This is a genomic window from Streptococcus cristatus (assembly GCF_003943515.1).
GTDB classification, from domain to species: Bacteria; Bacillota; Bacilli; order Lactobacillales; family Streptococcaceae; genus Streptococcus; species Streptococcus cristatus_D.
Genome location: NZ_RJPT01000001.1, coordinates 236,851 through 251,142 on the forward strand (window position 1 = coordinate 236,851; position 14,292 = coordinate 251,142).

Annotated in this window: 16 protein-coding genes; 13 read left to right on the forward strand and 3 right to left on the reverse strand. The window is 43.6% G+C overall.

The annotated features are described in order from the left end of the window. Positions 1-11 precede the first annotated feature (11 nt). The 13 genes from D8791_RS01245 to rpmH all read left to right on the forward strand — a co-directional run bounded on the left by D8791_RS01245 (position 12) and on the right by rpmH (position 11,692). Complete coding sequence (locus D8791_RS01245; protein ID WP_005591614.1) at positions 12-185, forward strand: DUF2273 domain-containing protein; 174 nt, start codon at positions 12-14, stop codon at positions 183-185. A 13-nt stretch (positions 186-198) separates the two neighbouring features. Further along, entirely contained in the window at positions 199-798 is a 600-nt protein-coding gene (locus tag D8791_RS01250; RefSeq protein ID WP_005591615.1) for an Asp23/Gls24 family envelope stress response protein, read from the forward strand. Between the two features lie 34 nt (positions 799-832). After that, positions 833-1,039, forward strand: a complete 207-nt coding sequence (locus D8791_RS01255) for a CsbD family protein (RefSeq protein ID WP_005591616.1) — start codon at positions 833-835, stop codon at positions 1,037-1,039. A 769-nt stretch (positions 1,040-1,808) separates the two neighbouring features. Beyond that, positions 1,809-2,846 carry a zinc-binding dehydrogenase gene (locus D8791_RS01260; protein WP_125445994.1) on the forward strand — a complete coding sequence of 346 codons (1,038 nt, stop codon included), beginning with the start codon at positions 1,809-1,811 and terminating at the stop codon, positions 2,844-2,846. A 462-nt stretch (positions 2,847-3,308) separates the two neighbouring features. Then, complete coding sequence (locus D8791_RS01265; protein WP_125445995.1) at positions 3,309-4,976, forward strand: ribonuclease J; 1,668 nt, start codon at positions 3,309-3,311, stop codon at positions 4,974-4,976. A 160-nt stretch (positions 4,977-5,136) separates the two neighbouring features. Next, the gene (locus tag D8791_RS01270) at positions 5,137-5,916 is read left to right on the forward strand and encodes an alpha/beta hydrolase (protein WP_125445996.1); all 780 of its coding nucleotides are present in this window, start codon (positions 5,137-5,139) and stop codon (positions 5,914-5,916) included. A gap of 111 nt (positions 5,917-6,027) precedes the next feature. Then, the gene (gene gltX, locus D8791_RS01275) at positions 6,028-7,485 is read left to right on the forward strand and encodes a glutamate--tRNA ligase (protein ID WP_125445997.1); all 1,458 of its coding nucleotides are present in this window, start codon (positions 6,028-6,030) and stop codon (positions 7,483-7,485) included. 97 nt (positions 7,486-7,582) lie between these two features. Then, positions 7,583-8,230, forward strand: coding sequence for a DUF6287 domain-containing protein (locus tag D8791_RS01280; RefSeq protein ID WP_125445998.1), 648 nt, complete (start codon positions 7,583-7,585; stop codon positions 8,228-8,230). A gap of 316 nt (positions 8,231-8,546) precedes the next feature. After that, entirely contained in the window at positions 8,547-8,906 is a 360-nt protein-coding gene (gene rnpA / locus D8791_RS01285; RefSeq protein ID WP_045500481.1) for a ribonuclease P protein component, read from the forward strand. Further along, entirely contained in the window at positions 8,890-9,705 is an 816-nt protein-coding gene (locus D8791_RS01290; protein ID WP_005592102.1) for a YidC/Oxa1 family membrane protein insertase, read from the forward strand. The genes rnpA and D8791_RS01290 overlap by 17 nt, the downstream gene beginning before the upstream one ends. An 18-nt stretch (positions 9,706-9,723) precedes the next feature. Further along, positions 9,724-10,734, forward strand: a complete 1,011-nt coding sequence (jag, locus tag D8791_RS01295) for an RNA-binding cell elongation regulator Jag/EloR (RefSeq protein WP_125445999.1) — start codon at positions 9,724-9,726, stop codon at positions 10,732-10,734. A 51-nt stretch (positions 10,735-10,785) separates the two neighbouring features. Continuing rightward, on the forward strand, positions 10,786-11,418 hold the full coding sequence (locus D8791_RS01300; RefSeq protein WP_125446000.1) for a ribonuclease P: 633 nt from the start codon (positions 10,786-10,788) through the stop codon (positions 11,416-11,418). Positions 11,419-11,557: 139 nt separating this feature from the next. Continuing rightward, on the forward strand, positions 11,558-11,692 hold the full coding sequence (gene rpmH, locus D8791_RS01305; RefSeq protein WP_000831905.1) for a 50S ribosomal protein L34: 135 nt from the start codon (positions 11,558-11,560) through the stop codon (positions 11,690-11,692). 421 nt (positions 11,693-12,113) lie between these two features. Here the strand turns inward: rpmH and D8791_RS01315 are convergent, their stop codons facing one another. Genes D8791_RS01315 through D8791_RS01325 form a run of 3 tightly spaced genes read right to left on the reverse strand, consistent with a single transcriptional unit; the run spans position 12,114 to position 14,238 of the window. Continuing rightward, positions 12,114-13,532 (reverse strand): DUF4153 domain-containing protein, encoded by a 1,419-nt coding sequence (locus D8791_RS01315; RefSeq protein WP_125446001.1) that lies wholly within the window; start codon positions 13,530-13,532, stop codon positions 12,114-12,116. A gap of 2 nt (positions 13,533-13,534) precedes the next feature. Further along, on the reverse strand, positions 13,535-13,753 hold the full coding sequence (locus D8791_RS01320; RefSeq protein WP_005591644.1) for a helix-turn-helix domain-containing protein: 219 nt from the start codon (positions 13,751-13,753) through the stop codon (positions 13,535-13,537). Positions 13,754-13,761: 8 nt separating this feature from the next. Further along, positions 13,762-14,238, reverse strand: coding sequence for a DUF2975 domain-containing protein (locus D8791_RS01325; RefSeq protein ID WP_041826919.1), 477 nt, complete (start codon positions 14,236-14,238; stop codon positions 13,762-13,764). Positions 14,239-14,292 lie beyond the last annotated feature (54 nt).

Below are 14,292 nucleotides of genomic sequence, written 5' to 3' on the forward strand. Positions count from 1 at the left end.
GAAGTACCAAAATGGAATGGTTTAAAAAATATCAATATCTAATCCTATCTGGATTAGCGGGCGGTGTTCTAGCCTGCTTTATCCTATCCTTTGGCTTCTTTAAGACGCTATTTGTCTTGATTTGCGCTGCCATAGGAGCAGGAATCGGATATTATATACAACAAAAAAATATATTAAATAAATAATAAGGAGTTTCTTATGTCAAATACAAATAAAGATTTTAAAGATGTTGCTAAAAAGGAAGTTGCGCAAGCAACTCATGAAGTAAAAGGTGAATTGACTTACGAAGATAAAGTCATTCAAAAAATCATTGGTCTCTCTTTAGAGAAAGTTTCAGGTTTGCTAGCTGTTGATGGTGGCTTCTTCTCTAATTTAGCAGATAAATTGATTAACACTGATAACGTAACGAATGGTGTTAATGTTGAAGTTGGTAAAGAACAAGTGGCTGTTGACTTGAACGTAGTAGTGGAATATCAAAAGAATGTTCCTGCCTTGTACAAGGAAATTAAAGATGTTGTTGTGGCGGAAGTTTCTAAGATGACTGATTTGGAAGTTGTTGAAGTAAATGTCAATGTTGTTGATATTAAAACGAAAGAACAACATGAAGCTGACTCAGTTAGCCTTCAAGATCGAGTGACAGATGTTGCTGAATCAACAGGAGAATTTGCTTCAGAGCAATTCGAAAAAGCAAAATCTGGTCTTAGCGGTGGTTTTTCAGCCGTTCAAGAAAAAGTTGGTGAAGGTGTAGAAGCTGTTAAAGATGCTGCTTCATCAAGTGAAAAAGCTCGCGTACATTAATTAAAAACAAAAAGAAATAAAGGAGGACATAGTTATGTCAACAGAAGAAAAATTCAACCAAGCTAAAGGCGCTGTCAAAGAAGGTGTTGGGAAAGTAATCGGTGACGAAAAGCTTGAAAAAGAAGGAGCAGCTGAAAAAGTTGTTTCTAAAGTCAAAGAAGTTGCTGAAGATGCAAAAGATGCAGTTGAAGGCGCTATTGAAGGTGTGAAAAACATGCTTCATAAAGACGACGAAAAATAAGTCTAATAGCTGATTTCCTTTTTAAAAAGCCTTATTAACTATAGCAACTTATAGGAATCATCTACAGTCTAAAGGGGACCTTATTGAAAGGTCTCCTTTCCTTTTTATATTCATTCTTTTATGTTAAAATATTTTCAACTTCTATAGTGTAAACGCTTGCAATCTTTTGCTAGGAGGAGTATAATAGAAGTAAAGATAGGGAAAGGAAAAACTAAATTTCGCATTCGATTTGCTTTGCTGATATATTTATTTGTAACATATAAGTCGTTGCTTTACTAGACTATTGGTTAAATCATTGGGTAGGCCTGCTTAGCCTATCTGATTATGACAGTGGGATAGAAAGTAGAAGCTTTTAGATGGTTTTCAGTCTTCGAGATGTTAACCGATAGTTGCTTTGTGATTAATATTTCTAATGCTAAGATAAAAGAAAATCATTAGCGCTTAAAGGAATTAAAAATTTAATAAATTAAAGAATCAACAATCAATTGTTAGTCAGTTCCGAATAGGATAAACTGATTGCTCCCATATCAGCAAGGTAAGTCAGACCTCTAGCCGAGTCAAGCTAGAGGTCATTTTGATGGATTCAGGCCGTTGTTGGAGGAGTCTGGCTTTACTTAGTGAGGACTAAGAAAGCAGCTTTTAAAAAGCGATGAGGTAGGGCATTAGCGCTTGCTGGAGAAGAAAATGTCCCCACAGCTCTTTTGGCTTTTTTAGTTTATCTACCTGAAAAGTGGTATAATATAGTTAGCAAAACACAAGGAGAAATGCAATGAAATCAGCAGTTTATCTCAAAGCTGGTCAAGTTGGACTAGTAGAAATGGATCATCCGCAAATTCTAGACCCAGATGATGCCATTATCCGCATTGTTCGTACCTGTGTCTGTGGCTCTGACCTGTGGAGTTATCGAAATGAGCAGGTGAAGCCTGGGCGCATGAACAGTGGACACGAGGCGATCGGGATTGTCGAGGAAGTCGGTGATGCAGTAACGACTGTGAAAGCAGGCGATTTTGTCATTGCTCCATTTACCCATGGATGCGGAGACTGCGACGCTTGCCGAGCAGGATATGATGGGACTTGTGACCGGCATATTGGCAATAACTGGTCAGATGGGGTGCAAGCGGAATATATGCGCTTCGAATATGCCAACTGGGCTTTGGTGAAAATTCCGGGTCGGCCAGCAGATTATTCAGAAGGGATGCTTAAGTCCTTCTTGGCGCTGGCTGATGTCATGCCGACAGGCTATCATGCGGCGCGTGTGGCAGATGTGAAAGCAGGCGACAAGGTAGTTGTCATCGGGGATGGGGCTGTTGGGCAATGCGCTGTTATCGCAGCTAAGATGCGGGGAGCCTCCCAAATCGTCCTCATGAGCCGTCATGAAGACCGACAAAAGATGGCGCTTGAATCAGGAGCGACAGCAGTGGTCGCTGAGCGTGGAGAAGAAGGCATTGCCAAGGTGCGCGAAATCCTCGGTGGCGGAGCCGACGCTGCGCTTGAATGTGTCGGAACAGAAGCGGCTGTTGACCAAGCCCTTGGTGTCCTCCATAATGGTGGTCGATTAGGTTTTGTTGGTGTTCCTCATTGCGAAAAGCACCCGATTGGTTCCACCTTTGCTCAAAACATCACAGTGGCAGGTGGTGCAGCCTCTGTCACAACCTACGACAAGCAAGTCTTGCTGAAAGCAGTCCTTGATGGCGACATCAATCCAGGCCGTGTCTTTACTTCCAGCTATAAACTGGAAGAGATTGACCAAGCCTATAAAGATATGGATGAGCGGAAGACCATTAAGGCCTTGATTGTCTTTGACTAAGGTTTGTCAAGAGTATCATGCTAGGGGATGTTAAAGGCACTCAAAGGAATTTGGAATTTTGAGATATCACTAAAACGATTTGCAAGGATTAGGACAGGATTTTCAGTCTTCCACAAATTATAGAAGAAAGAGTGGCTTTTTAGGAAGTCGAAAAGGAGGCGTTGCTAGCGTCTTCTTTTTTTGTTATAGTGGAGCTAGAGAAGAGATTGACTAGAGCGCAGCTACACTTTTAATCAGGAAGAAGTGGCCAGAGACTTGCTGTATCAAATACCTATTCTTAGATGTCTAGCTTGCTCTATGAGTTTCCTTTGTTTTGAAAAAAGCGTGAAAAAATGCTATAATGACTAAGATGTGCAAACTTTGTTTGCAAAACTGTAATTCGACTTGGCTTGCCAAGGACCGTTAGTAATAAAATCAAGGAATCTTTGATAAATGAGATTCTAAAATCGAATAGGAGTAAAAATGAGTAAAAGCACTATTAAGCTGATTACTTTGGGCGGCGTGCGCGAGAATGGGAAAAACCTCTACGTCGCCGAAGTGGATGATTCCATTTTTGTATTGGATGCTGGGCTCAAGTACCCAGAAAATGAGCAGTTGGGAGTAGATGTCGTCATTCCCAATATGGATTATTTGTTTGAAAACAAAGACCGAATTGCAGGTGTCTTTCTAACCCACGGTCATGCGGATGCCATCGGTGCACTACCTTATCTTTTGACAGAAGCCAAGGTACCGGTTTTCGGTTCGGAGTTGACGATTGAGCTAGCCAAGCTCTTTGTTAAAAGCAATGACGCCGTGAAGAAGTTCAATGATTTTCATGTTATCGATGAAAATACCGAGATTGAATTTGGCGAAACGGTTGTCTCTTTCTTCCGGACGACCCACTCGATTCCAGAGAGTCTGGGAATCGTTGTCAAGACGCGTGAAGGCAATATTGTTTATACGGGAGATTTCAAGTTTGACCAATCTGCCAGCGAATCTTATGCGACAGATTTCGTCCGTTTGGCTGAGATTGGCCGTGAGGGTGTTTTAGCTCTCCTGAGTGATTCAGCAAACGCTGATAGCACAGTGCAAGTGGCTAGTGAGAGCGAGGTTGGCCGTGAAATTACGGACACGATTTCGGATTGGGATGGCCGTGTCATCGTAGCAGCGGTTGCTAGCAACCTGTCTCGGATCCAACAGGTTTTTGAAGCTGCGGCAGAAACAGGTCGTCGCGTTGTTTTGACAGGCTTTGATATTGAAAATATCGTCCGTACGGCTATCCGCCTCAAGAAATTATCCTTGGCGGATGAACGCCTTTTGATCAAGCCTAAGGAAATGTCTAAGTTTGAAGACCATGAGCTGATTATCCTGGAGACGGGTCGGATGGGCGAGCCCATTAACGGTCTGCGCAAGATGTCCATCGGTCGTCACCGCTATGTAGAAATCAAAGACGGAGACTTGGTTTACATCGTTACAACGCCATCTATTGCCAAGGAAGCAGTCGTAGCGCGTGTGGAAAACATGATTTACCAAGCTGGTGGCGTGGTCAAGCTGATTACCCAAAATTTGCGTGTATCTGGCCATGCCAATGCGCGTGATTTGCAGCTCATGCTCAACTTACTGCAACCCAAGTACCTCTTCCCGATTCAGGGAGAGTATCGTGGTCTGGACGCCCATGCCAAGGCAGCCATGGAAGTTGGGATTTTACCAGAAAATATCTTGATACCTAAGCGTGGCAGCATCATGGCTTATGAAAATGGCGACTTTGTACCAGCTGGAGCAGTGTCAGCAGGCGATGTCATGATTGATGGGAATGCCATCGGTGATGTGGGCAATATCGTCCTGCGTGACCGCAAGGTCTTGTCTGAAGATGGGATCTTCATCGTGGCCCTTACAGTCAATCGTAAGGAGAAGAAAATTATTTCTAAAGCCAAGGTTCATACTCGAGGATTTGTCTATGTCAAGAAGAGCCGTGATATCTTACGAGAGAGCACTGACCTGATCAATAAGACAGTGGAAGACTATCTGGCTCAGGATAACTTTGACTGGGGCGAACTTAAGGGAACAGTTCGTGATAGTTTGGCCAAGTTCCTCTTCGAACAAACCAAACGACGGCCGGCTATTCTTCCAGTTGTCATGGAAGTTCGCTAGAGTCACTCGAGGGAGCAACTTTCCCAGTATTTTGCAGAGAGAAAGTCGAATATCGGCTTTTTCTTATCTTTTGGCGGTCGCAGAACAGGCTTTGCTTTCAGAGTGTGGCTGGCTGTGCTGCCTGGTCAAGAACAGTAGTTTATACAAGAGGAGAAAAAAGATGGCAGTGATGCAGATAGAATATTATTCAGAAGCCTTGGAGATGGAGTGGGGAGTCAATGTCCTCTATCCAGATGCGTCGCGCGTGGAAAAGCCAGATGATACGGATATTCCTGTTTTGTATCTGCTTCATGGTATGAACGGTAATCACAATAGCTGGCTTAAGCGCTCAAATATCGAACGTCTGGTTCGCTCGACTAACTTGATTGTTGTCATGCCGAATACCAGCAATGGCTGGTACACCGATACTCAATACGGTTTTAACTATTACGAGGCTATCGCTGAAGAGCTGCCACGGGTGCTCAAGCGCTTTTTCCCCAATATGTCTGACAAGCGGGAGAAGAATTTTATCGCTGGTCTTTCCATGGGCGGATACGGAGCCTTTAAGCTGGCTCTCAAGTCTAACCGTTTTTCATGCGCAGCTAGTCTTTCAGGGGCTTTGAGTTTTCTTGATAGTCATCCAGATGATGTTGAAATAGCAACACCAGCCTACTGGCGAGGGATTTTTGGAGACTATAAAGACTGGACCAGCAGTCCTCATTCGCTGGAGAACATAGCCAAGCAATCTGATAAAAAGACCAAGCTTTGGGCATGGTGCGGTGAAGAGGATTTTCTCTACGAGGCCAATCAGGTGGCTGTGAAAAATCTGCAAGACTTGGGCTTGGATATTACTTACAGCCACAGTCCAGGTACGCATGAGTGGTACTACTGGGAAAAGCATATGGAGCAGGTTTTAGCTTGGCTACCAATTGACTTTGTCCTCGAAGAAAGACTGTCTTAAAAAATCATACGATTCAGCGGATTCTGGGTCGAGAATGTGATATAATAATGACGTTTGAATACGAAAGCAGGAGCGAGATATCCCTGCTATTCCCAAATAGGAGATCGAAAATTGACAAAAGATATTCGAGTGCGTTATGCACCAAGTCCAACAGGACTTTTACACATCGGAAATGCGCGTACGGCGCTCTTTAACTACCTCTATGCTCGTCATCATGGCGGAACTTTTATCATCCGTATCGAAGATACTGACCGCAAGCGCCATGTTGAGGATGGTGAACGTTCACAGCTTGAAAACCTTCGTTGGTTGGGCATGGACTGGGATGAAAGTCCAGAAACACATGAAAACTACCGCCAATCAGAGCGTTTGGAATTGTATCAGAAATACATCGACCAACTACTAGCTGAAGGCAAGGCTTACAACTCTTACGTTACAGAAGAAGAATTGGCTGCTGAGCGCGAGCGCCAAGAAGCAGCTGGTGAAACACCTCGCTACATCAACGAATACCTTGGCATGAGCGAAGATGAAAAGGCAGCTTACATCGCAGAGCGTGAAGCAGCGGGCATCATTCCAACGGTTCGTCTGGCTGTCAATGAAGCTGGTATCTACAAGTGGACGGACATGGTCAAAGGCGATATTGAGTTTGAAGGTGGCAATATTGGTGGTGACTGGGTGATCCAAAAGAAAGATGGTTACCCAACTTACAACTTTGCCGTTGTCATCGATGACCATGACATGCAAATTTCCCATGTTATCCGTGGTGACGACCATATTGCCAATACACCAAAACAGCTTATGGTTTATGAAGCGCTTGGTTGGGAAGCGCCAGAGTTCGGTCACATGACCCTGATTATCAACTCTGAAACGGGTAAAAAATTGTCTAAACGCGATACCAACACTCTCCAGTTTATTGAAGATTACCGTAAAAAGGGCTACCTACCAGAAGCAGTCTTTAACTTTATCGCACTTCTTGGTTGGAATCCTGGTGGGGAAGACGAAATCTTCTCTCGTGAAGAACTCATCAAACTCTTCAATGAAAACCGCCTCAGCAAGTCTCCAGCGGCCTTTGACCAGAAAAAGATGGACTGGATGAGCAATGACTACATCAAGAGAGCAGAACTTGCTACTATCTTTGAAATGGCCAAACCATACTTGGAAGAAGCAGGACGCTTGACCGACAAGGCTGAGAAAATGGTAGAACTCTACAAACCACAAATGAAGTCAGTGGATGAGATTGTGCCATTGACAGACCTTTTCTTCTCAGATTTCCCAGAATTGACGGAAGCAGAGAAAGAAGTGATGGCCGGCGAAACTGTACCTGTGGTGTTGGAAGCTTTCAAAGCAAAACTGGAAGCAATGACAGATGAAGAATTTGTGACAGAAAACATCTTCCCACAAATCAAAGCAGTCCAAAAAGAAACAGGTATCAAGGGCAAGAACCTCTTCATGCCAATCCGTATCGCTGTTTCTGGCGAAATGCACGGTCCAGAGTTGCCAGATACGATTTACCTATTAGGTCGTGAAAAATCTATCCAGCATATCGACAATATGTTGAAAAAAATTCAATAAGATAAACCAGCTTTCGAGCTGGTTTTTGCTTTCTAAAAAGCTGTATTTATGTTACAATAATGTTACAAGAACAGGAAAATATTGCGAGGTGCTAAAGATGAAAAAATGGATGATTCTCTTGGCTGGAACTCTGGTGGCATCGTCTGTGTTAATGGCCTGCGGTCAAAAGAAAGACCAGCCGACTTCGCCTTCTAGTAGTTCTAAGGTCAGCTCAACTAGCTCGGCTCCTTCCAAAAAGTCTGAGACGCGCAAAAGTTCGACAGAGCTTTCTACCGAAACAAGTAGTTCGGACACTTCTATTTCTAGCAGTCAGGAAAACAGTCAAGAACCTTCGGAGCCAGCAACTAAGGAGTCTTCTGCTAAGTCAGAAAGCAAGGAAGAAAGAGAACCTGCCGCTACCTCTAGTTTAGATATGCAGGCCATTGCTTCTGGGGACTTTTCTAGCATGGCTGGTACTTGGCGGGATGCCAATGGCGTCACTTATACATTTGATGCCAAGGGACTTGTATCAGATGTTGCCAAGTTGGAGCTGGTTTACGCTGGTCTGGATGAAAATGGAATTTATCGCACAAATATTCGTTGGCATAATCTTACAGGTGCTGCCCTGTCTATTATTCCAGCAGGGAAAAAGCTGCCAGCAGGAGAGACTGTTAGCGGGCAGGATCCGACTGACAGCAGTCGAGATCGCTTCATCATTGCCCAAGGTATCTCAGAGCACCCAGACGTTTTTTACCGTGTAAAATGAGAGTGGGGCACGTTAGAATTTGATTTCGTCGTCCCACCTCCGCACAGTTGAGTAGGGCTATAAAAGCTGATGCAATAAGCTTAGTAGAGTCCACTCAACCACTGCGTCTTGCTCGACAATCCAAATACAATTGAGAGGCTAGGACTTTTGTCCCGGACTCTTTTTTGGAGCTGAGCGGTTGGTTTCTTCTCTCCAAACTACTTCTTTCATTCGGTAAAACTATTCTAAAAAGGAAGCTCGTCTCGTACCTAGCCCTTATTGGCTTTTTGGGAAAATATGGTATAATAGAGTTAATTTTGGTGGATGGAGTTGAGTTTTGAGAAAAAACTATCGCGTTAAGAGCGAAAAAGATTTCAAGGCGATTTTTAAAGCTGGGCAGAATTTTGCCAATCGAAAGTTTGTCGTTTATAAATTAGAAAAAGAACAGCGCCATTTTCGAGTGGGGATTTCAGTTAGTAAAAAGCTGGGCAATGCAGTTGTCCGCAATAGTATCAAAAGAAAGATTCGTCATGTCTTGATTCAGCATCGGGCGGATTTGACCAAGGATGACTTTGTTGTTATTGCTCGCAAGGGAGTTGAAACTCTAGACTACCATCAAGTGGAACAAAATTTATTGCATGTCTTAAAAGTTGCAAAAATTTATCAGGAAGGATTTGTTTGTGAAAAAGAAGAGTAAGATAGGATTTCTTTTAGCGGCTTCGCTGCTTATTTTGACGGCTTGTGGCACCAGCGAAGTGACAGCTAATTCAAGTGATTTTTGGGAGAAATTAGTTTATTTCTTTGCGGAGATGATTCAATTCTTGTCCTTTAATGGAAGTACAGGAATCGGGATTATTCTCTTTACGTTGATTATTCGGACAGTCTTGTTGCCAGTCTTTCAATTTCAGACGACCTCATCCAGAAAGATGCAGGAAGTTCAGCCTCATATCAAGAAGCTTCAGGAAAAATATCCGGGCAAAGATATGGATAGTAGAGCAGCTTTGGCAGAGGAAACCAGCAAGCTTTATAAAGAAATGGGAGTCAATCCCTATGCTGCATTCCTTCCGCTCTTTATCCAAATGCCAGTGCTTGTAGCACTTTTTCAAGCTCTGACACGGGTTGAATTTTTGAAAACAGGTCACTTCCTCTGGCTCAATCTAGGAACAACAGATCCGACCTTTATCCTACCTATTCTCGCTGCTCTCTTTACTTTCTTTAGCACTTGGCTATCCAATAAAGCCTTGCCAGAGAAAAATGGTGGGACGGCAGTGATGACCTACCTGATGCCGGTATTGATTTTCTTCTTTGCGGTGTATGCAGCCAGCGGGGTCGCTCTTTACTGGACAGTTTCTAACGCCTATCAAGTCGGTCAGACCCTGCTTTTGAGCAATCCTTTTAAGATTATTGCTGAACGTGAAGCAAAAGCAAAGGCGGAGCGCCAATTGGAAATGAAGAAAAAACGTGCCCTTCAAAAAGCACAGAAAAAGAAAAAGTAAAAAGGAGGATTCTTGCAGATGGTTATTTTTACAGGAGCAAGTGTTGAAGAAGCGATTCAAAATGGACTAAAAACGCTGGATATCCCACGAATGAGAGCACATATTACTGTTGTTTCACGTGAAAAGAAAGGTTTTCTCGGTTTATTTGGCAAGAAACCTGCGCAGGTAGATGTGGAGCCGATTGCTGAAACGACTGTGGCCAAGGCCAACCAACAGGCGGTAAAAGGAGTTCCTGAGGAAATCAATGCACAAAACGAGCCGGTACAAAGTGTTAGTGAAGCAACAGTCGACTTAGGGCGAGTGGTGACAGCTATCAAGAAGGCCGAGGGTGAAGGTGAAGCTGTTTCAGAAAAAGTCAAGGCTGAAATTCTTAAAAACGATAAAGACGCCAGTACCATTCTGGAAGAAACAGGTGTAATTGATTTCTTAAAGACCAGTCAAGCGGTTGATGAAGCACAGACTCTGAAAGACTCAGAGGAAGACAGCTCTTTAGCAGAAGTGGCACCTAGTCAGCAAGAGACAGCTGAGTCGTCCTTCTTTGACTTGGGGATCCAGGTTGAGGATGATTGTGATATTGAAGAAGTTGTCGCAAGTGTGACCGCATATGTGCAAAAGATTGTGGATGAAATGGATGTTGAAGCGACTCTTTCTAGTAGCCACAATCGCCGGACAATCAATATGCAAATCGATACGAATGAGCCAGGGCGCGTGATTGGTTACCACGGTAAAGTCTTGAAAGCCTTGCAGCTGTTGGCTCAGAATTATCTTTACAATCAATATTCCAAGAGCTTCTACATTTCTATCAACGTGAATGACTATGTGGAGCATCGTGCAGAAGTTTTGCAAAGCTATGCGCAAAAATTGGCTCAGCGTGCTCTAGAAGATCGTCGCAGCCAACATACGGATCCTATGTCCAATAGTGAGCGTAAAATCATCCACCGGATCATCTCAAGAATTGATGGTGTGACTAGCTATTCAGAAGGCGATGAGCCTAACCGCTACGTTGTTGTAGATATTGATTCGGAATAAATCTTAACCAGCTGCTCAGCTGGTTTTTAGATACAGAAAGGAGAAAATTCTATGTCACTTTTTCCAGCTATTGAGTCGTTTTTGACTGTTCAAGGAAGTAAATACATTTCACCAGACAAGGCAGGGGAACTGCGAGAGACAATGTTGGATTTGAAAGCTAGAGGTCAGGCCGCTCGGCAGGAGTTTGCGAACTTGGTCCGAGACTTTCAGGCTCTCTATCCTAAGCTGAGTCTGGAGCGGACCAGCAATTGGATGAATCAGGCTCAGATTTTACGCCCACATTTTTGGAATTATCTAAGAGGCTATGGGGAAATCACAGAGCCCATGTTCGCTCTGCGCTTGTATGGAACTGCAGAAGATTTCGGAGTGTCGCTGGAGGTGAGCTTCATGGAGCGCAAGAAAGATGAGCACAGCCTCAGCAAGCAAAATCGGGTGCTGAATCTGCCCATTCAACCGCCAGCTTATTATTTTGCCCAGAAAGATGGTGTGAGTCAACGCTTCGAGGCTACTGAGGCAAATAGGCAGCATCTAAGCCAGCAGGTGGCTACAGGATTAGTCCGCAAGGTTTTGATCAAATATGATGTCAATCTTTCCGAGGCTAGAAGCCAGCAGGAAGTTCTGTCGGAGCTTGAGCAGGCTATGACTGCCTTGATTCCCTTCTATGAAGCGACACGATTTGAATGATTTCGCTTCCAAAAAGAAACAATTCTTCCAATACTATTGACAAACAGGAGAGAATCCGATAGAATAGTAAAGTATGTTTAGTAACTGATCACTTTATAGCCGGCTAAACGAATACAAAATCTATGAGGAGGTATTCATCGTGAAACGTACTTATCAACCAAGTAAACTTCGTCGTGCGCGCAAACACGGATTCCGTAACCGTATGTCAACTAAAAACGGTCGTCGCGTACTGGCAGCTCGTCGTCGTAAAGGACGCAAAGTTTTGGCTGCATAATCCAAACGATTACCATAAAGAAACCAGTGGAGACTCGAGACCGCTGGTTTTTCTATTGTTCTTGATAAAATAGGCTTCTATGGTTTAAGGGTGGCTAGTATTGCTATGAAGGAGTCCATGCAGAATAGGAACTTTACATGAAGTGGAAGGTAAACGTGCTAGCCTAGGTGGTTTCTAGGTGTATCTTATCTAGTTTGAATAAAAGAAAAGAGAGTGGGACAGAAATCGGTAATTCGTTAGAATTCGATTTCGTCGTCCCACCTCCGCACAGTTGAGTAGGGCTGTAAAAGCTGATGAAATCAGCGTAGTAGAGCCCACTCAACCCCTGCGTCTGCTCGACAATCCAAAGACAATTGAGAGGCTAGAACTTTTGTCCCAGCCTCTTTTTGATAATTATATTGGCGTATAAGTATGCTCTCTATCAAGCAGCTAAGAGCAGGGGATAGAGATAGCAAAGTAGCGTGAAACTAATAAGGGCGTAGAAGATACCGATTCGGATCGCTTGGATGGGCTTGTAGAAACGAATCAGAGTCAGAATACACCAGACCAGTAGAACGAGGATAAACCAGGCTGAAATCAGGCGCAATGGTGTTGGACCATAAAGATAGATATAGATACCAAAGAGTTTCCAGCCAGCAAGCAAGGCCAGCAAAAAGGCGAAAATAAAGAGGATAGTGCTGGCTAGACGAGTACCTTTCTGGTCCCAGAGAGGTTTTTGAGCCAGCAAATAAAAGGCGGCTAGGACAGCGAAATTTAGAAGTGATACTCGAACAAGTTGCCAGAAGCCAGCAACAGCTACGGTTGAGGCATTTTGAGGAGAAATAGTTTGGAGGCTAGTACCAGCACTAAGGAGTTCGCTTAATTCTCCTAAACCAACGAGGAAAAAGAGAGCGTAGGTCAGGCAGAGGCTGCCGATGATGATATAGGCTGTAAAAGCAGGAAACATCCGCAGTGGCTGAATTTTATTTTGGAAGCTTTGATAGGTAACTTTGATATTCTTTTGATTCAGTAAGCTGCCAACAATCAGACTGTAGAGATAGAGGCCGATAGGTAGGGCCAAGAAGAGGCGAAGGGCGATGGCATCTGTATCAAGATTTGAAAAGATCAAGTCAAAGAAAAGATGCAAGGCATCAGCTGTATCGCTAAAGAAAAGAGCAAATCGATCAGAGACTTGGCTGAGTTGTGACCAAACGAAGAAGACAAGCATACCAGCAATAAGAAGGCTACTTGCGATCATCGTACTTTGGACTGCTTTTTTAGAAGAATCGCCGTCTTCAGTAGTTGCATCTGAAGCCTTATCACTCAGAGCAAAGACTTGAAGACCAGCGAAAAAGTTTCTAAAAGGTAGAATGATAAAGGCCTGAATGCTATCGTACCAAACCATGATCCCCAAGCGACCTTGATTGAGACAACCCGTCCGCGATAGAATATAAAAAGAAAAGGAGATGTGGAGAGTCAAAGCTTGAAAAATCTCTAATTGCGGGTGAAAGCCCCAGATACTGAGTGCCAGTGCTTGAGTCAGACTGAGAATCAGGAAAAGCTTGGACTCGAGTCCAGTAGAGGCATCCTTTTCGATTTGAGGCAAGCTTGTCGGCATTTTTCTTACTAACCACTCGGTCAGGCTAATCAAACCAATCGCAATAGGAAAAAAGTAAATGGTCTTGTTGCCGTCAATGGCAACTGTATAAAAGTAGGCCAAGAAATAGAGAATGAGAGAGCTGATTCTAAAATTCTTCAGTTCCTTTATATTTAAAGCTGTGAAGATGCTTTTTCGTTCTTGGTCTTTTTCAAAAGGAAGGTAGGGTTGTCCCGTCATCTGTCCTTGTGATGGTGTTTCCATGATTATTCCTCCTCGGTTTCATCTGTGATATATTCAAGAATATCGCCGGGCTGGCAGTCCAATTCCCGACAAAGGGCATTAAGTGTTGAAAAACGTATTGCCTTGGCTCGGTTATTTTTCAAGATGGACAAGTTGGCAGGGGTGAGGTCAATCAATTCTGCTAAGCGTCCAGCACTAATCCGTTTTTGAGCCATGACAAGGTCTAAATTTATCTGAATCATAGTCCCTCCTAAATCGTGTAGTCTACTTCTTCTTGCAGCTCAATTGCCTTGCCAAAAGCATTGCGGATAACCCGAATAATCAAGGTTAAAATGCAGCAAGAAACGGCTACGAGGAGCATGGGCATATAGACTGTCAAGCCCATAAAGAAAGAAATGAGGGCGACCATTCCGACTTCCCAGCCCAGATAGCGCATATACTGAACATTCTGTCTGATAAAGACCTGATTTTTCCCGATGCGGCTGAGGAGTCGATAGAGATGCACGATACAGGTCAGAGCCAGGCAGCCCAAGACATAGCCTAGAAGCAACAATATCCAATAGCGGCTTTCTCCCTGAAAGAAAGGTGAGGGAAATTCGATGACTAGGCTGACTACCCAAGGTCCGATGGCTATCAGGACAATGGAAGCAATAAATAAAATGCTGAGGCTGATTTTTGTAAGCACAATGCTTATATCTTCAGCTGTTTTTTGTCTTGTCTTTGACATGGATTCCTCCAAATAATTTCTAGTTTTATTTACTATATCACAAAACATATCGAT